The sequence below is a fragment of the Paenibacillus liaoningensis genome (assembly GCF_059609455.1).
Genome location: NZ_JCAALU010000008.1, coordinates 175,077 through 193,229, shown reverse-complemented (window position 1 = coordinate 193,229; position 18,153 = coordinate 175,077). Strand labels below are relative to the sequence as shown.

The 18,153-nt window shown below is 48.5% G+C and carries 18 protein-coding genes; all 18 read right to left on the bottom strand.

The genetic code is table 11. The features are described 5' to 3' along the window. Positions 1-153: 153 nt before the first annotated feature. The 18 genes from dapG to rimP all read right to left on the bottom strand — a co-directional run bounded on the left by dapG (position 154) and on the right by rimP (position 18,122). The gene (gene dapG, locus AC6B99_RS13830) at positions 154-1,365 is read right to left on the bottom strand and encodes an aspartate kinase (protein ID WP_056038124.1); all 1,212 of its coding nucleotides are present in this window, start codon (positions 1,363-1,365) and stop codon (positions 154-156) included. Between the two features lie 67 nt (positions 1,366-1,432). Beyond that, on the bottom strand, positions 1,433-2,467 hold the full coding sequence (locus AC6B99_RS13825; protein ID WP_046230766.1) for an aspartate-semialdehyde dehydrogenase: 1,035 nt from the start codon (positions 2,465-2,467) through the stop codon (positions 1,433-1,435). 47 nt (positions 2,468-2,514) lie between these two features. Next, a complete protein-coding gene (locus AC6B99_RS13820; protein WP_496663547.1) occupies positions 2,515-3,108 on the bottom strand; it encodes a dipicolinate synthase subunit B in 594 nt (197 codons plus the stop codon). Continuing rightward, positions 3,105-4,004, bottom strand: coding sequence for a dipicolinate synthase subunit DpsA (gene dpsA / locus AC6B99_RS13815; protein WP_056038125.1), 900 nt, complete (start codon positions 4,002-4,004; stop codon positions 3,105-3,107). Before dpsA ends, AC6B99_RS13820 begins: the two co-directional genes overlap by 4 nt. Before the next feature lie 103 nt (positions 4,005-4,107). Further along, complete coding sequence (gene dut / locus AC6B99_RS13810; RefSeq protein WP_056038128.1) at positions 4,108-4,551, bottom strand: dUTP diphosphatase; 444 nt, start codon at positions 4,549-4,551, stop codon at positions 4,108-4,110. After that, positions 4,532-5,797, bottom strand: coding sequence for an insulinase family protein (locus AC6B99_RS13805; protein ID WP_494863944.1), 1,266 nt, complete (start codon positions 5,795-5,797; stop codon positions 4,532-4,534). The genes dut and AC6B99_RS13805 overlap by 20 nt, the downstream gene beginning before the upstream one ends. A 43-nt stretch (positions 5,798-5,840) precedes the next feature. Continuing rightward, positions 5,841-6,845, bottom strand: a complete 1,005-nt coding sequence (locus AC6B99_RS13800; protein ID WP_056038133.1) for a polysaccharide deacetylase family protein — start codon at positions 6,843-6,845, stop codon at positions 5,841-5,843. A 292-nt stretch (positions 6,846-7,137) separates the two neighbouring features. Further along, complete coding sequence (gene pnp, locus AC6B99_RS13795; RefSeq protein WP_494864018.1) at positions 7,138-9,219, bottom strand: polyribonucleotide nucleotidyltransferase; 2,082 nt, start codon at positions 9,217-9,219, stop codon at positions 7,138-7,140. A gap of 188 nt (positions 9,220-9,407) precedes the next feature. Then, positions 9,408-9,677, bottom strand: coding sequence for a 30S ribosomal protein S15 (gene rpsO / locus AC6B99_RS13790; protein ID WP_046230760.1), 270 nt, complete (start codon positions 9,675-9,677; stop codon positions 9,408-9,410). Between the two features lie 177 nt (positions 9,678-9,854). Further along, complete coding sequence (locus tag AC6B99_RS13785; RefSeq protein WP_235533232.1) at positions 9,855-10,796, bottom strand: bifunctional riboflavin kinase/FAD synthetase; 942 nt, start codon at positions 10,794-10,796, stop codon at positions 9,855-9,857. Positions 10,797-10,857: 61 nt separating this feature from the next. Further along, positions 10,858-11,757 (bottom strand): tRNA pseudouridine(55) synthase TruB, encoded by a 900-nt coding sequence (gene truB, locus AC6B99_RS13780; RefSeq protein WP_056038141.1) that lies wholly within the window; start codon positions 11,755-11,757, stop codon positions 10,858-10,860. Positions 11,758-11,760: 3 nt separating this feature from the next. Continuing rightward, positions 11,761-12,750, bottom strand: a complete 990-nt coding sequence (locus AC6B99_RS13775) for a DHH family phosphoesterase (RefSeq protein WP_056038144.1) — start codon at positions 12,748-12,750, stop codon at positions 11,761-11,763. Further along, a complete protein-coding gene (gene rbfA / locus AC6B99_RS13770; RefSeq protein ID WP_046230756.1) occupies positions 12,747-13,103 on the bottom strand; it encodes a 30S ribosome-binding factor RbfA in 357 nt (118 codons plus the stop codon). The genes AC6B99_RS13775 and rbfA overlap by 4 nt, the downstream gene beginning before the upstream one ends. A 7-nt stretch (positions 13,104-13,110) precedes the next feature. Then, positions 13,111-15,678, bottom strand: a complete 2,568-nt coding sequence (gene infB, locus AC6B99_RS13765) for a translation initiation factor IF-2 (protein WP_235533233.1) — start codon at positions 15,676-15,678, stop codon at positions 13,111-13,113. 40 nt (positions 15,679-15,718) lie between these two features. Beyond that, complete coding sequence (locus tag AC6B99_RS13760) at positions 15,719-16,066, bottom strand: L7Ae/L30e/S12e/Gadd45 family ribosomal protein (RefSeq protein WP_056039066.1); 348 nt, start codon at positions 16,064-16,066, stop codon at positions 15,719-15,721. Continuing rightward, complete coding sequence (gene rnpM, locus AC6B99_RS13755) at positions 16,059-16,373, bottom strand: RNase P modulator RnpM (RefSeq protein WP_046230754.1); 315 nt, start codon at positions 16,371-16,373, stop codon at positions 16,059-16,061. The genes AC6B99_RS13760 and rnpM overlap by 8 nt, the downstream gene beginning before the upstream one ends. A gap of 46 nt (positions 16,374-16,419) precedes the next feature. Continuing rightward, positions 16,420-17,523, bottom strand: a complete 1,104-nt coding sequence (nusA, locus tag AC6B99_RS13750) for a transcription termination factor NusA (RefSeq protein WP_056038147.1) — start codon at positions 17,521-17,523, stop codon at positions 16,420-16,422. A gap of 137 nt (positions 17,524-17,660) precedes the next feature. Then, entirely contained in the window at positions 17,661-18,122 is a 462-nt protein-coding gene (gene rimP, locus AC6B99_RS13745) for a ribosome maturation factor RimP (RefSeq protein WP_046230752.1), read from the bottom strand. Positions 18,123-18,153 lie beyond the last annotated feature (31 nt).

Sequence of the window (18,153 nt, the reverse complement as noted above, 5' to 3'; positions counted from 1 at the left end):
AAAACTTACTTCGTAAGCATAATCTTAAAGTTTTGCGGAGCAAAACTTACTTCGTAAGCTATCTACATTCAAGTTTCGCAAAGCAAAAGCTTCTTCGCAAGCTCAGGCCCAAAGCTTTGCTTCGCAAAACAGGTCTATTGCCTGTGTTTCCTGCTACAAATGAAGCTCGAACTTGGCATGAAGCGCACGCAGCGCAGATGCCATATCCGCATCTTTAACCAGTACCCAAATGGTCGTATTGGAGTCCGCCGCCTGCATTATAGCAATTCCCTGCAGTGTAAGGGCTTCTACAATACGGGCCATAATGCCTGGAACACCGTTCATGCCGCCGCCAATGACAGATACCTTTGCACAGCCGCTAATCGCGGTCGGTGCATAACCGCAGTCCGTCAGTACGGCTACAGCCTTAGCTGCATCGTAGTCAAATACGGTGTAGACGACTCCGCTTGGCGTCACATTTATAAAATCTACGCTAATATGATGACGGGCCATCGTTTGAAAAACTTGCAGCTGGACGTCCGCCTTGCCTTCTACCGTCTGCACCGAAATTTGAGTAATGCCCGCTACATGCGCAATGCCTGTTACATGACGGTCACTTACCATTCCGGTAGCATGGAGCGGGCTATCCGTTACTAACGTTCCTTCATCGAGCGAAAAGGTCGAGCGCACACGAATCGGTATTCTGGCTTGCTGGGCAATTTCAACAGCACGCGGGTGAATGACCTTAGCCCCTTGACGAGCCATATTGCAAATTTCTGCATAGCTGACGACAAGAAGCGGTTTTGCATCATTCACAATTCGCGGATCAGCTGTCAAAATTCCGTTAACATCGGTATAAATATCTACTCGCTCTGCACGCAGCGAAGCGCCAAGTGCAGTCGCCGACGTATCGCTCCCGCCGCGGCCGAGCGTAGTCAGCTCCCCACTTTCGGTACCGCCTTGAAAACCGGTAACGATAACGACTTTATTTTCACCAAGATTCGTTAGAAGCTGTTCCGGACGCAAGTCGGCAATTCTCGCTTGGCCGAAATGCCCGTCCGTTATAATGCCTGCCTGATAGCCGCTTAAAATAGTAGTGGGAATGCCCTTTGAACAAAGCAAGCTGCATAAGACCGCGGCAGAAATCATCTCACCACAGCCCAGCAGCATATCCCGCTCACGCAGCGGAAGCGAGTCACCATTGCTTCGTACTAAATCAAGCAGCGTATCCGTAGCATAAGGGTCGCCTAGGCGACCCATAGCCGAAACGACAACGACGAGCTGAAAACCATTTTCGCGTTCACGCTTAATATGCTCCAAACAATGATTTCTGGCAAAATCGGATGATACCGAGGTTCCTCCAAACTTCATAACGAGAGTTCGCATAAGCCTCTTCCCCCATCACCGAAAGGCAAGATGCCGCCAGCTATCAAGTCCTTACACCGTTTATTCGTTAAGCCTGTGCGATGTGCTCGGCGATTTGAACCGCATTCCATGCGGCCCCTTTAAGCAGGTTATCCGATACGATCCATAGGTTAAGCCCATTTTCATGGCCAAGATCGCGTCTCAAACGTCCGACAAATACTTCCGGCTTGCCGGCTGCTTCCGTTGCGAGCGGGTAAAGCTGATTCGCCGGATCATCAACCAGCACGACACCCGGGGCGTCAGACAACAGCTGCTTGACATCTTCCAAATCGTAGTTATTTTTCAGCTCAACAAAAACCGATTCCGAATGGCCGTAAACGACTGGAATACGTACGCAAGTAGCAGTAACCTCAATGGTCTGGTCATCCAAAATTTTCTTCGTTTCATTGACCATCTTCATCTCTTCAAGCGTGTAGCCGTTTTCTTGGAACTTGTCGATTTGCGGAATCGCATTAAAGGCGATTTGATGCTTCACAGGCAGCGAGCCTACTGGCAAAATAGCCGGATTGACCGCTTCGCCGTCAAGGGATGCACGCGTCTGGCGCAGCATTTCCTCAATGGCTTTCGCACCTGCTCCAGATACTGCTTGATAAGTCGATACGATAATGCGGTTAATGCCGTATTTGTCTTGAAGCGGCTTAAGCGCAGCTACCATCTGAATTGTCGAACAGTTCGGATTCGCAATAATACCTTTATGCTCGCTTACCTTGTCAATATTCACTTCAGGCACAACAAGCGGCGTATTTGGGTCCATACGGTAAGCGTTCGTATTGTCAATACATACCGTTCCATATTCAACTGCATGCGGCGCGAGCGCCTTCGTAACGTCTCCACCAGCGCTGAATAATGCTATATCAATGCCCTTAAAGCTTTCCGGCTTCGCTTCCTCCACCGTCACTTCCTGGCCTTTGAATGTGATTTTCGTACCAGCAGACCTCGCTGAAGACAGAAGCTTCAGTTCCTTAATAGGGAAGTTTCTCTTATCGAGCAAGTTTAGTATTTGTTCCCCTACTGCGCCTGTTGCGCCAACTACTGCAACGTTAAACAATTTTTGATTTGACATTTGCCGTAATGCTCCCCTCGGTCTTATAAAAACTCAGAATAAAAAACTTAATAATTAAAACGCTCAATAATGAGCGGTTGTAACTGTTTGCCTTGCAGCGCCGCCTCGCATGTTTCCAGTACCAAATCCATTCTCGCTACGAGCGAATTGGGCTTCTGTACCGGATTATCTTGGCCGAACGGCACAAAATAAATATTTTTCGTTACGATCAGCTTCGCAATATTCGCCAAATTAAGGCCAAGGCCATCATTCGTAGAAATTGCAATGACGATTGGCCTTCCATTTCGCATTTGCGATTTGGAAGCCATGAGCACCGCACTGTCAGTCTGCGCATTAGCCAGCCTGCTTGTTGTATTGCCCGTGCATGGAGCAATGAGCAGCACATCAATAAGCTTGGATGGGCCAAGCGGCTCCGCTTGCACGATCGTCGAAATAATTTCATTGCCAGTTATCGCTTTGAGCTGTGTCTGCCACTGCTCCGACGTTCCGAATCTCGTATCCGTCGTCATAATCGTCTGCGATACTATAGGTACTACGTTCGCGCCTGCGTCTACAAACCGCTGGATTTGCGGCATAACCTCGGCAAACGTGCAGTGAGACCCTGACAATGCATACCCTACCGTAAGTCCGGACCAATTCATTCCCCATTCCCCCGATTTATCAAGTCGTCCATAATCAATTGTGTTAAACAATCGGCTATGATTCGTCCAGCAGTTCTGGGTGCGACGATACCGGGGAGTCCGGGCGCGAGCATCGCCTTAATAGCCCGTTTCTCAGCAAAGCGGAAATCAGTTCCGCCAGGCTTCGAAGCCAGATCAATAATGACGCTTCGCGAAGGAAGATTTGCTATAATTTGCGCTGTGACTATCATAGTCGGAATTGTGTTAAAAAGCAAGTCAATATTGCCCGTATATTGCCGCAAATTGCTGGTGTAGAAAGGCTCGAAGCCCATTTCGAGCGCTCTTGCAAAATGCTCTCCCTTGCGTACTCCGACAAGCACATTCGCCCCTAAGCCCTTTAACGTCCGCGCCAATGTGAACCCCGTTCTTCCGAACCCGAGCACCATGCAGGTGGAGCCATGAATCGTAATATCGGTATGTTGAATCGCCATCATTACCGCACCTTCAGCTGTCGGAATGGAGTTGTAAATTGCGACATCGTCGCGCTCAAATAACTCTACCAATTCCAGCTGATGCTGCTTGCAAAGGTCGCTTAAATATGGTTTTGCCATACCAGCGTATACTTTGCAGTGCTTAGGCAAGCGTGCCATATGGCGCTCTTCCAGCCTGATCTTGCTATCGCTGAATACAGCGCTGATGACGCCCTGGTCATCGGTTCCGACGGCAGGCAGCACTAGTGCGTCAACCCCGTCAAACAGCCGTTCATTATATTCAGCCTGAACCGCTCCCTCTGGCGTCGACTGCAGACCGTCAAAGCCCGTTATGACTACGGTCGCATCCAGCTCCGCCAGTTTGCGGATCACCTCAAGCTGCCTGGCGTCGCCGCCGATAAGCAGCACTTGAACGCCTGTTAGCATCGGCTTCACTCCTCTCTTGCGCATGTAGATATAGACTATCTTATGCCTGGGCCTAGAATGGGTGAAAAAAAAGACCGGAGCATCTGCTCCGGTCTTCTAATCCTTAAACGCCAGTATGTCCGAACCCGCCGCTGCCACGCACGGTATCCGGCAATTCGGATGTCTCTTCAATGGTGACAACCGGAACTTGCTGGAACACCATTTGGGCGATGCGCTCGCCGCGTGCAATCGTGAACGGCTCCTGCCCCAAATTGACGAGCAGCACCTTCACTTCGCCGCGGTAATCGGCGTCGATCGTTCCTGGGGAGTTCAAGCATGTAATGCCATGCTTGTAAGCCAGGCCGCTGCGCGGGCGGATTTGCGCCTCCAGCTCGGCTGGCATAGCCATGGCAAAGCCTGTAGGAATGAGCTTGCGCTCTCCCGGTGCCAGCTCAACAGGCTCTGATACAGCGGCCTGCAGGTCGAAGCCTGCAGCCCATTCGGACATTTTGCAAGGAAGCTTGATGTCTTCGTTGCCCTCTACTCTTTTAAACAGTACGCGATACAAAACGATCCCTCCCAAGTTTAGATGCAGCCCTTTCACTCGAACCTACCATCGCCACCGCAAAAGGTGCTGCAAGCAAACGCTCTGTTACGCTCCTCACATCTTCCATCTTCACGGAATCAATGCGCTCAAGCAGCTCATCGAGCGTGTAATGCCGGCCCAGCATCAGCTCATTTTTCCCAAGACGGGTCATTCGGCTGCTCGTGCTCTCCAGACTGAGAATCAGGCTGCCCTTCAACTGCTCTTTGCCGCGATGAAGCTCAGCATCCTCAAGCCCCTTGGAAGCAAGCTCCTCTAACTGCTCCATCGTCAAATCAAGCACTTCCTTCGTTTGCTTAGGCGCCGTACCCGCATACAAGGTGAACAGGCCGCTGTCCGCATAAGAGGAGTGATAGGAATAAACCGAATAAGCAAGGCCGCGTTTTTCGCGAATTTCTTGGAACAGGCGCGAGCTCATGCCGCCGCCAAGCGCATTATTGAGCAGCACCATCGCATAAAGCTTCTCATCGGAAATCGAACAGCCCTGAAAGGACAGGCAAAGATGATTTTGCTCGGTTTTCTTTTTATAGAAAATATAATCGCCGCGGAAATCCGGCGCCTCCACCAGCTGCGATGTACCTTTACGGTCAAACTTGCCAAAGTACTTCTCCAGCAGCTCCAGCAGCTTGCCCTCTTCCACATTGCCGGCGACACTGACGACGGTGTTGTCAATCGTGTAATAATCGTTCATATACGCGCGCAGTGTATCAGGCGTCATTTCGGCAAGACGCTCCTCTAGGCCCAGAATCGAATAAGCGAGAGGGTGATCGCCATAAGCGGCACGCGAAGCTTCATCATGCACCTTGTCATCTGGCGTATCCTCATACATCGAAATTTCTTCTAAAATAACATTCCGCTCTTTCGCCAAATCCGCCAAATCCAGCTTGGAATTGAAAAACATGTCCGAAAGCGCATCAACAGCGAGCGGCAAATGCTCATCCAGCACCTTGGCGTAATAGCAGGTATACTCTTTGGAGGTAAATGCATTTACATTGCCCCCAATACCATCGAACAGATCGGCAATATCTTTAGCCGTCCGCTGATCTGTCCCCTTGAAAAGCATATGTTCGATAAAATGGGAGATCCCGTTATTTTCAGGCGTCTCATTGCGGGAGCCTGTTTTGACCCAAATGCCAAATGAAACCGAACGGCAGGTTGGGATATATTCAACTACGACTCTTAAACCGTTGCTAAGCGTATATTTTTTCACGTAGGGTCCTCCTGTAAGCATGAATGTTAACACTATATCAAAATTATGGTTGCGGCTCAACAGCAGCAGGTATCCGCGCCTCCGAAAGCGTCTCGCTAACGGGGCCAAGCGCATAGCCCTGGCGTTTAATTTCACGAATCATTCCGGTTAAAGCATCGCGCGAGGACGCTGTCGGATGCATCAGAATAAGTGCGCCTGGCTCCAGCCGCGACGAAATGCGCCGAATGATCCAGTCTGCTCCCGGCTTGGTCCAATCGACCGTATCGATTGTCCATAACACCGTGCGAAGCCTCTGCTCCGCCGCCACCTGTACCGTCATTTGGTTAAAATCGCCCGAAGGCGGGGCAAACCACTTATTCGTCACGCCAAGCGTCGATTTGAGCAATTCCTCCGTACGGGAAATTTGCAAATAAGCATCATTTCGGCTGAGCTCGCTCATCTTCGGATGCGTATACGCATGATTGGACATTTCATGCCCTTCCGCTTGAATTTGCTTGGCGATTTCCGGATATTTCTTCAGCCACGAGCCATCTAGAAAAAAAGTTGCCTTTACCTCTTCCTTGTTCAAGGTTTCAAGGATCGGCGTTATGTATTCATTGCCCCACGCAACATTAATCATTAGCGATACCATTTTTTTGTTTGGATTGCCTTTGTATACCGGAAGCGGCCCTAAATCCGCAAGCTTAATACGAGGAGGCGTCTCCTTGTATACATATAAAATCGGCGAAAGGGAGCCCGATGCAATCGTCTTCTCCACCGTGGCGTCGACATCCACCTCCAGCCCATTGTAGCCGGGAATAGCCTTCCATACGCGGTCAATCCGGGCATCGATAGGCTTAATGGAGCGGCTCTCGGCTTCGGCTACGACAGCAGCGCGCAGCTTTGCTTTATTTTCATCCAAAACCGACTCTTGCAGCTGCGTCATCATGCCTTTTTCCTGTTTAATTGCGCTGATATAGTCCGCCGTACCTCCTCCATTCGCCCGAATGAACACCACCATAATCAGCATACAGCCTATGGCTGCCCCTATTTTTCTCAGCACCTTCATTCACCCCGTCCCTCATTGCTCCATATGTATGAATATTGGGACGAGATTATGTTAGGGAGATAATGGTTGCCTTATATAAGCAGGGGATTTTTGACGGCAAAATAAAAAGAGACAGATGGAATCTGGCTCTTTGCTTCGAGTATAAAAAACAAGTGTAAACGGCGTTGCCGTTTTTTTGCGGCAACAGTCCGTTTGGCGTAGAAATAGACGCGTAAATATAAGAGAAAATCTCTGCATTCTTATATTTCAAGAAAGCACCTTGCGGTGCCCCTACCATGTAACGCTGCAGCCGTTATTGTGCTGGTACAGTTGGCGTCAATACAGCTTTACGGGACAAGTTAATACGGCCCTGCTGATCAATTTCCGTTACTTTAACTGTAATTTGGTCGCCGATTGCAATGACATCTTCCACTTTAGCGACACGTTCGTTCGCCAGCTGGGAAATATGCACAAGACCATCTTTGTTCGGTAAAATTTCAACGAATGCGCCGAACTTCTCGATCCGTTTTACTGTACCTAAATAAATTTCACCAATTACAACTTCCTTCACGATACCTTCGATAATCGCTTTGGCTTTTTGGTTCATCTCTTCGTTCGAAGAAGCAATGTAAACCATGCCATCCTGCTCGATATCGATTTTCACGCCAGTTTCCTCAATAATCTTGTTGATGATTTTACCGCCAGAGCCGATAACATCACGGATTTTGTCCGGATTAATGCGAAGCGTGAGAATTTTAGGCGCATACTCAGAAAGGTTAGGACGAGCTTCCGAAATAATCGCTGTCATTTTACCTAGAATATGCATGCGTCCTTCACGTGCTTGCTCAAGCGCCTGCTCCAAAATCGAACGATCGATACCGTCAATTTTGATATCCATTTGAATGGCAGTTACACCTTCTGCTGTACCCGCTACTTTAAAGTCCATATCGCCGAGATGATCTTCCATCCCTTGAATGTCAGACAAAATGGAGAAATGGTCGCCATCTTTAATCAGACCCATTGCAATACCTGCAACCGGAGCTTTAATCGGAACGCCTGCATCCAGCATTGCAAGTGTGCTTGCACAAATACTAGCCTGCGAAGTCGAACCATTGGATTCGAGCACCTCGGATACAAGACGAATCGTATACGGGAAGTCAGCCTCAGATGGAATAACTTTCGACAAAGCGCGCTCGCCGAGTGCACCATGTCCAATTTCACGACGGCCTGGAGGACGAAGTGGTCTTGCTTCGCCTACGCTGAATGGCGGGAAATTATAGTGATGCATAAAACGTTTCGTTTCTTCCGGGCTGATGCCGTCAAGAATTTGCACATCGCCAAGCGGTCCAAGCGTACAAATGCTGAGTGCTTGTGTTTGTCCACGTGTGAATAGTCCAGATCCGTGTGTACGCGGCAATATCGCCACATCACATTCGATTGGACGAATTTCTTCAGGCGCACGGCCATCAGGACGGATTTTTTCATGTGTGATCAGGCGGCGAACTTCTTCTTTAACGATATCATAAAGCACTTCTTTGACATCGCCAAGCAGTTCAGGCGTCTCTGCATATACTTCTTCAAAATGCGCAACCGTGTCCGCATTAACGGCATCAATGGCATCTTGACGCTCATGCTTCTCGGGAATGCGAATCGCTTCTACCAAACGAGCAGATGCAAATGCGCGAACAGCTGCATTTACTTCTTCGTTGACGGCATGAAGCGTTACTTCCATTTTTTCTTTGCCGGCAATGGCCTGCAGTTGCTCGATTGTAGCAACGATTTTCTTGATTTCATCATGCCCGAACATAATCGCTTCCAGCATAACGTCCTCAGGAACTTCATTAGCTTCTGCTTCCACCATCATAATGGCATCTTTCGTACCAGCAACTACAACGAAAATATCGCTTTTCTGCTCTTGCTCAACGGTTGGAATGATCACGAATTGACCATCAACACGACCTACGCTCACGCCGCCGATTGGCCCGTTGAATGGCACATCAGAAATGGCCAGCGCTGCGGAAGTACCAATCATTGCAGCCATTTCAGGCGAGCAATCTTGGTCCACGCTCATGACGATATTCGCGATTTGAATATCATTACGGAACCCTTCAGGGAACAACGGACGAATCGGACGGTCCGTCAGACGGCTGGACAAAATCGCTTTCTCACTTGGACGTCCTTCACGTTTAATAAATCCACCAGGGATTTTACCAACTGCATAAAGACGTTCTTCATAGTTCACCGTAAGCGGGAAAAAATCTAAATCCTTCGGACCTTTGGAAGCGGTCACTGTACAGAGTACAACGGTGTCGCCATAACGAACAGTTACAGCAGCATTCGCTTGCTTCGCAAGTCTGCCTGTTTCCAATACAAGCTTCCGTCCACCCAAAATCATTTCAACTTGTTGCAAACGTATCCCTCCTGTATTTCAAAAATTAATTTAAACGATTGACAAACATAACCTTCGCCAGCAGGACCTCTATATCCTGCTTAACCCTCGCATATTACAAAAAGCAACCCGATTTTGCCAAGTCCGTAATGCCGGACAGCAAAACAACCAGGTTGCTTCTCTTGAAACATGTTTTAGCGGCGAAGGCCGAGTTTTTCGATCAATGCGCTATAACGGCTAACATCTTTGTTTTTAAGGTATCTCAACAGCTTACGACGTTGACCTACCATCTTGAGCAAACCACGACGGGAGTGGTGGTCTTTCTTGTGCTCCCGGAAATGTTGCGTCAAGTTAACGATGTTTTCCGTTAGGATAGCTACTTGAACCTCCGGTGAACCCGTATCGCTCGCATGCGTTTTGTGCGTATCAATCAATTCTTGTTTACGCTCTTGTGTAATTGCCATCCTAAAGTCACCTCCTTGAACTTATATTCAATAATCGCCATTAGCCCAGGCGCCGTCGGTGAGAGCGGACATCCAAGCTAAGGTTCCAATTGCAGCTGCGTATTCTGACAAAAAGTAGAATCGCAACGTGTTTCAGTATATCACAAGCCTATAGCAAAAGTAAATGCCGACCGGCATTTATTCGACGCCAAACTGCCGCTTCGCCTGCTCGGCATCCGCATGGATTTGCCGAATAAGCTCATCTACACCGCTAAAACGCTGCTCAGGACGAATAAAAGAATGAAATTGCAGTTTAATTGGCTCGTCGTAAATAACTTGATGAAAGTCAAATAAATGGGCTTCCAGCACAGGACGAATATCTTCTTTATTAAAAGTAGGTTTCATTCCGTGATTTAATACGCCATAATACGACTTGCTGAGTACGACTGCTGAAATGCCGAAAACGCCGAGGCGCGGCATAACATATGGCAAGGAAACATCCACATTAGCTGTCGGGAAGCCAATGCTGCTGCCTCTGCCATCGCCATGCACTACTGTCCCTGCTAGCTCATAGGGCCGGCCAAGCAGCTTCGTAGCAAGCTCAATATCACCGTCGCTAAGCGCCTGCCTAATGTAAGTACTGCTCACCTTCAAGCCATTATCGTATAACGGTTCAACGATTTCGACCTGAATGTCCGGCTCGCATAACGCCTTCATTGTGGCAGCATTTCCTTGGCCCTTGTAGCCAAAATTGAAATCAAAACCAACTACAATTTGGGCTGCACCTAAAGGGCGAAGCACTTCATCAACAAACTGCTCCGGCATAATCGCTGCAAAATCATGGTCAAATTTGACGACTAGCACCAAATCGACACCTAATTCAGCAAATAGCGATTGCTTGACGGCAAGTGGCGTCAAACAATTGTAATATTGATCGCCACGGCCCAGAACTTCCTTTGGATGCGGGTTAAACGTCATAACCGCAGACAATCCTCCGGTTCTCTTGGCAGCGGCAACGACTTGCTCAATGACATTGCGGTGTCCGCGATGTACACCGTCAAAATGTCCAATTGCAATAGAAAGCGATTTGTTTCGCAGCTGTTCCGGCAGCTCAATTGCCGGATATTCCAATGAAATCATTTCCAACGCTGATGCACCTGCAATTCCTATATGACTTTCCGATAACCGAGTATGGGCTCAGTTACGAGAACACCTTGATAGGCTTCAACACTGATAAAGCATGATCGGCCTCGAAAATACCAATAAACAAACCATTTTCATCAAAAAGACGTACCGGCTGCTCCGTTTCAAGCTTTTCAGCAAGCAAGCGAAGCGGAAGCTTTTGTCCTTTCAGGGCAAGCGAGGCCGAATGAGCATCGACCGTAACGCGAGGCAAATGCTGGATACCCAGCTCAGCAGGCAAAATAAACGGCCCGATTCCCTCCGTGCCAAGAGCTTCAATCTGCTCTAGGCTTACGCATTGCTCCTTCGTAAAACCACCGGACATCGTCCGGGTGAGCTCCGCCATCGCCGCTGGAACACCTAGCGCCTGGCCGATATCTACACATAAAGTGCGGATATACGTTCCTTTCGAACAGACAACCGAAAACGAAAAACGCGGAAACTCCAAATCAAGCTCAAGATTGATCAGTTCAATTTGATGAATCGTTACTTTCCGTGATTTGCGCTCTACCGTCTTGCCTTCACGTGCCAGTTCATACAATCGTTTTCCATCTACCTTTACAGCAGAGAACATCGGCGGAACTTGTTCGATAACGCCCACGAAGCTGCGCAGCACGCGAATAATATCTTCACGCGTTACCTGCACACCTGTTTGCTCCTGCGTAACCGAGCCTGTCAAATCCTCTGTATCCGTTGCAATGCCAAGCTGGATAACAGCTTCATATGCCTTGGGACGCTCCTGCACGTATTCAACTACACGAGTAGCTCTGCCGAGACATAGCGGCAGAACACCTGTCACCATCGGGTCCAGCGTCCCCGTGTGGCCGATACGCTTCATCTTCAGCAGTCTCCGCACCTTGGCTACGACGTCATGCGAGGTCCAGCCAGCGGGCTTCCATACTGCGATAATACCGTCCATCTGTTAGCTCAACGCCTTTCTGACCGCATCGACCAATTGGGCGATTGCTTCTTGAAGCGGCGCATCAATTCGGCAGCCAGCAGCGCGTACATGTCCACCGCCGCCAAAGGATTGGGCAATCGCGGCAACATCAGCCGTTCCTGCTGATCTTAAGCTGGCTTTCACTCCGCCATCTTCTGTCTCTTTAAACATAATGCCGACTTCCACGCCGTCAATGTTCAGAGCATAATTGACGATGCCTTCCATATCTTCCGAAACAGCACCTGTCTCAGCAAAATCATCCTTATTGACATAAAGCCAGCCAATTTGCTGATTATCGCTAAAAGTAAGCCTGCTAAGACAACGCTGCAGAAGCTTCAGCTTTGACATCGTCATCTTTTCGAGCAGCAGATCGGCTAATTTGTGACCCGGTACACCAATCGACAGCATGCGGGAAGCAATATTCATCACATGAGGTGTCGTATTTGAGTAGCGGAAACCGCCAGTATCTGTGATCAAGCCTGTATATATAGCCGTCGCGCATTCCAAATCAATCGAAATGCCCGCACGTTCAATTAAATCATATAAAATTTCAACCGTAGCTGCTGCATTCGGACGAATCAATTGAACCGTACCAAAGCCGTCATTAGTCGGATGATGATCGATGTTAAGCAGTTCCACGCCTGCAGCAAACAAACTTTCCACTTTGCCCATCCGGCGATAATCCGCACAATCGACTGCAATAACGCGAGCAAACGATTCTGATGGCTGTACTTCACCATAATTAATAATCGTATCGAATGAGCGCAAATGAGCAAGTCTTGAAGGCAGCTCACTTTCGTTAATCAGCTTGGATTTTTTCCCAAGCTTCTCCAGCAGCCAGCCGACGACGACCGTCGAGCTAATGGCATCGCCATCTGGTTGAACGTGGGAGACGACCAAAAAGTCGTCCCCATCACGCATAAAAGCAAGTGCATCATCCAACTGCTGCAAATAGGTCGCAGCAGCCGTCATGATCCTTTGTTCTCCCCATTAATTTCCTCGAGGATTCCTTCAATACGGCTTCCATACTCAATGCTGCTGTCGAATTTAAAGATCAGCACTGGCGTATGACGCAAACGCATCCGCTTGCCTAGCTCAGAACGGATAAAGCCTGTTGCGCGGCCGATTGCTTTGAGCGTTTCTTCCTTTTGCTCTTCGCTGCCCAGCACGCTCAAATATACTTTGGCTTGGGACAAATCATTACTCGTTTCAACGCCGGTCACTGTAATAAAACCGACGCGTGGATCTTTGATTTCTGTCTGGATAATTTGGCTAAGCTCTTTTTTAATCTGCTCGCCTACCCGACCTACACGAATTTTAGCCATGCTTTATTCACCTCTCTACTGACTCCATTACGAAGGCTTCAATAATATCCCCTTCTTTGAAGTCGCTAAACCGCTCAAGCGTAATTCCGCACTCGTAGCCTTGAGCAACTTCCTTGACATCATCCTTGAAGCGTTTGAGCGTATCGATTTTTCCTTCGAAAACAACGATGCCGCCGCGAACGATCCGCGCTTCAGAAGAACGAGTGATCTTGCCGGAAGTAATCATGGAACCAGCGATAGCTCCAACTTTGCTTACTTTAAATACGTTACGGACTTCAGCATGACCAATAATTACTTCTTTGAAGATTGGATCAAGCATCCCTTTCATCGCTTGTTCAATCTCTTCAATTACGTTATAAATAACGCGGTGCATACGAACATCAACTTTCTCCTGCTGTGCAGCCAGATCAGCCTGCGGCTCAGGACGAACGTTAAAGCCGACAACGATTGCATTCGAAGCAGAAGCCAGGTTGATATCCGATTCGGTAATCGCGCCTACACCGCTATGAATGATTTTGACACGTACGCCTTCGATGTCAATTTTCGCGAGCGAGCCTTTAAGCGCCTCTGCCGAACCTTGAACGTCGGATTTAATAATAACGTTGAGATCCTTGATCTCTCCATCTTTAATATGCTTATACAAATCGTCAAGCGTTACGCGGGAGTTCGCGCCAAGCTCGGATTGACGGTGCTTAATCGCACGGCGATCAGCGATTGCTCTCGCTTTACGCTCGTCTTCAAACACCATGAACGGATCGCCAGCAAGTGGAACCTCTGTCAAACCAGTAATTTCGACTGGTGTGGAAGGTCCAGCTTCTTTTAAGCGGCGGCCCTTGTCATTAACCATTGCCCGAATACGACCGAAGCAGTTACCTGCAACGAAGGCATCTCCGATTTTGAGCGTACCATGCTGTACGAGTACACGAGCAACCGGACCTTTACCTTTATCCAGTTCAGCCTCAATGACCGTACCGCGTGCACGCTTGTCGGGGTTAGCTTTGAAATCATTTACTTCCGCTACAAGCAAAATCATATCGAGCAGTTCTTCCAGACCAATACGCTGTTTCGCTGAAACGTTAACGAAGATGGTATCTCCGCCCCACTCTTCCGGAACCAGCTCATACTCTGTCAAAGCTTGCTTGATTTTATCTGCATCAGCATCTGGCTTATCAATTTTGTTAACCGCAACGATAATTGGAACGCCCGCTGCCTTCGCATGGTTGACTGCCTCTACCGTTTGCGGCATAACGCCGTCATCGGCTGCAACAACGATAATTGTAATATCCGTTACTTGCGCACCACGGGCACGCATCAGCGTAAACGCTTCGTGACCAGGTGTATCGAGGAACGTAATCTTTTTATGGTTAGCTTCGATTTGGTAAGCACCGATATGCTGGGTAATACCGCCAGCTTCTCCGCCTGTTACGTTCGTTTTGCGAATTGCATCCAGCAAAGTTGTTTTACCATGGTCAACGTGACCCATGATCGTTACAACAGGAGGGCGAGGCAATAGATCAGCTTCCTCATCCGTTTCTTCAACCGTTTCGAACGTATCTTCTTCAACCGGAATTTTCACTTCTACTTCTACGCCATATTCACCGGCAAGCAGAAGGATTGCATCCATATCGATCTCTTGGTTAATGGTAGCCATTACGCCAAGAACGATCAGCTTCTTAATAACTTCGGAAGCATCTTTATGAAGCAATTTTGCCAATTCGCCAACGGTCAACGTACCACGTACGATGATTTTCTTAGGCGTATTGTCGATTTTCTCACGGAATACTTGCGGCTGATTACGCTGGTTGCGTCCTCTGCCACCGCGATTATTGTTATTGTTGCGGCCAAAACCGCCTGGTCTTCCATCTTCAAACCGTTTTTGCCCTTGGTTTGCGCCTGGTTTTCTTGCACCTGGCTTATTATTCGCATTGCCGTTTGTGCTTCTCGAAGCATCGCCTGACGGACGGGACGGACCTGTTCCAGATGGGCGATTAGCTCCTTGTGAAGCTGGTGGACGCGATGGTCCGCCACTGCTTGGACGGTTGCCTTGGCCTGATCCTTGGCTAGGACGGCTGTTTTGCGATTGGCCACCTTGACTTGGACGGCTATTTTGCGTTTGGCCGCCTTGGCTAGGACGGCTGCTGCTTTGCGATTGGCCAGAACCTTGCGCTGGACGGCTGCCGCTAGGTGCTGCGGACCTGTTGTTGCTGCTTGGGGACGATTGGGACGGACGTTGCTGTTGGTTGTTTTGCGTTGTCGTTTTAATAGAATTCATAGGCTCCTGTCTATCTTGCGTAATTTTTTTATTGTTTAATCCGGAAGCTTCGAGCTCCGGTTTAATGGCTTCTTGCTGTGATACTGGTTGTTGCTTCGGCTGAACAGGCTTAGATGGCGCTTGCGAAGTGGAAGATACGGTTGCTCCGCTTGACTCTTTCGCCCGCTTTGCTGCTGCGTTAGCTTTAATATCGCGGAAAAAGCCTTCCACTTTATTAACCATTTCGTTTTCCATCACACTCATATGGTTGTTAACGGGCATATCCAGCCGTTTAAGAATCGTTATAATTTCTTTACTGCTCATGCTGAGGGATTTCGCATATTCGTATACACGCAGCTTATCTTTATTGTCCTTGCTGTCCTGTGGTTTGTTCAATATGATCCACCTCCGAATTTTGATTCAGATGACCCGCAATCATTTTTCCGAACTTTGCGTCAGTTACCGCCAGTACGACTCGGTCCAGCTTTCCTATAGCTTTTCCAAGTTGATCGCGGTCGAACGCTTCGGCGAGCTCTACCCCATAGGTGCTGCATTTATCTTGAAACTTTTTTTTCGTATTTGGAGATGCGTCACCCGCAATAATGACGAGATGCACCTCTCCCTTACGTACCGCCTTGAGCACGATTTCATCGCCAGTAACCAATTTTCCAGCCCGCATGGCCATGCCGAGCGAGGACAAGCCTTTATTCATCTTCATCGCTTACCCGCTCCTTTTCTGCCAGAAACTCTTCCTCTACCGCAATGAAATCCTGTTCAAGCTGGTCGTAAATAGCTACGCCAACAGGTTGCTTCAAAGCTCGATCCAGTGCTTTTGTCTTTTTGGCCAGCTTAAAGCAGCTGACTTTCCCGCACAAATAGGCGCCCCGACCGGCTTTTTTGCCAGTAAGATCAATTAGAATTTCCTCATCAGGCGTTCTAACGACCCGAATAAGCTCTTTCTTCGGTTTCATTTCCTGGCAGGCTACGCATTTGCGCAGCGGCACTTTTCTCGGTCTCATCGCACATCCCCCCTTTACCCGTTGATGAACGCAGCCGATATATTAGTTAAGCCAGATCAATGGAAACCGAATCTTGCGGCATAACTGCCGTCATCGTTTTCGGACGACCGTACTCCTGCTCAGCTTGCGATTCACTCTTAATGTCGATTTTCCAGCCAGTCAGCTTCGCCGCTAGACGAGCGTTTTGCCCTTTAATCCCGATTGCAAGCGAAAGCTGATAATCCGGTACAATAACACGGGCCATTTTTTCCTGCTCAAAAACGATAACTTCAAGCACTTTAGATGGGCTCAGCGCATTCGCAACGTATTCTTCGACATTTTCAGACCAGCACACGATATCAATCTTCTCGCCTTTCAGCTCGCCAACAATAGTCTGCACACGCATTCCTTTCGGACCTACGCATGAGCCTACAGCGTCAACTTCGTCATTGCGCGAAAAAACGGCAATTTTCGAACGGAAGCCTGCCTCGCGCGCAACCGAGCGAATTTCAACGACTCCATCGTAAATTTCCGGAACTTCTAGCTCAAATAAACGCTTAAGCAGACCTGGATGCGTACGGGACAAAATAATTTGCGGACCCTTAGTCGTATTTTCCACTTTCGTAATATACGATTTCACACGGTCTCCGTGCTTGAACTTATCAGTTGGCATAAGCTCTGTCAGCGGCATTACTGCTTCTACTTTACCCAAATCGATAAAAAGGTTGCGAACGTCCTGGCGCTGCACGATACCATTCACAATATCCTCTTCTTTGTCGATAAAAGCATTGTAGATCAAGCCGCGTTCAGCCTCGCGAATGCGCTGCGTTACGACCTGCTTCGCGGTTTGCGCTGCAATACGGCCAAAATCACGAGGCGTCACTTCAATGTCCGCCACATCGTCAAGCTGGTAATGCGGATTCACTTCACGAGCCGCTTCTACTGTAATTTCCAAACGGGGATCAAGCACTTCGTCCGTCACCGTCTTGCGGGCATATACTTTAATAACACCCGTATAGCGGTTAATATCGACACGCACATTTTGCGCAGCGTTAAAGTTCCGCTTATAGCTTGAAATCAGCGCTGCTTCGATCGCATCAATCAGCACTTCTTTGGCTATCCCTTTATCCCTCTCTATTTCCGATAATGCTTCAATAAAATCCATGCTCATTGGAACTCTGGTCCCCCCTTCAATTATAACAAACGTTGTTCAAGATGAAACGGCTGTCGCCGTCCCTTGGCGGTGCGGCGCGTTTCATTCCGAGAAATATAGAGAAAGGATAACGAAATGATATACTTTCCTATATTTTAAAAAACGATGGCGAGGCGTGCTCCCGCCACTTTAGCATAAGGAATGGCATGCTCTTTCTTGCCGACTTTGACTACAAGCTCTTCTCCATCGAACGAAATGAGGTCACCTTCAAATTCCTTGGATGCGTTAATCGGCTCATAGGTCGTGATGTATACGTGCTTGCCGACGGCTTTGCGCACATCTTCGGCTTTCTTAAGCGGCCTTTCGGCGCCAGGCGACGACACTTCAAGAAAATAAGCATCCGTTACCGGATCGTTCTTGTCCAGTTGTTCACTTAAAAATTCGCTAATACGGCCGCATTCGTCAATATCAATGCCGCCTTCCTTGTCTACTGAAACCCGGAGGAAGAAGTTGCTTCCTTCCTTGACGTACTCAATATCAACAAGTTCAAATCCATTTTCGCTTAGAAATGGTGTTACCATTTCTTCCACGACGGTTTTGATTTTGGAAATGCTCAAATTGCTGCTACCTCCCGTTCGGTCCAAACGA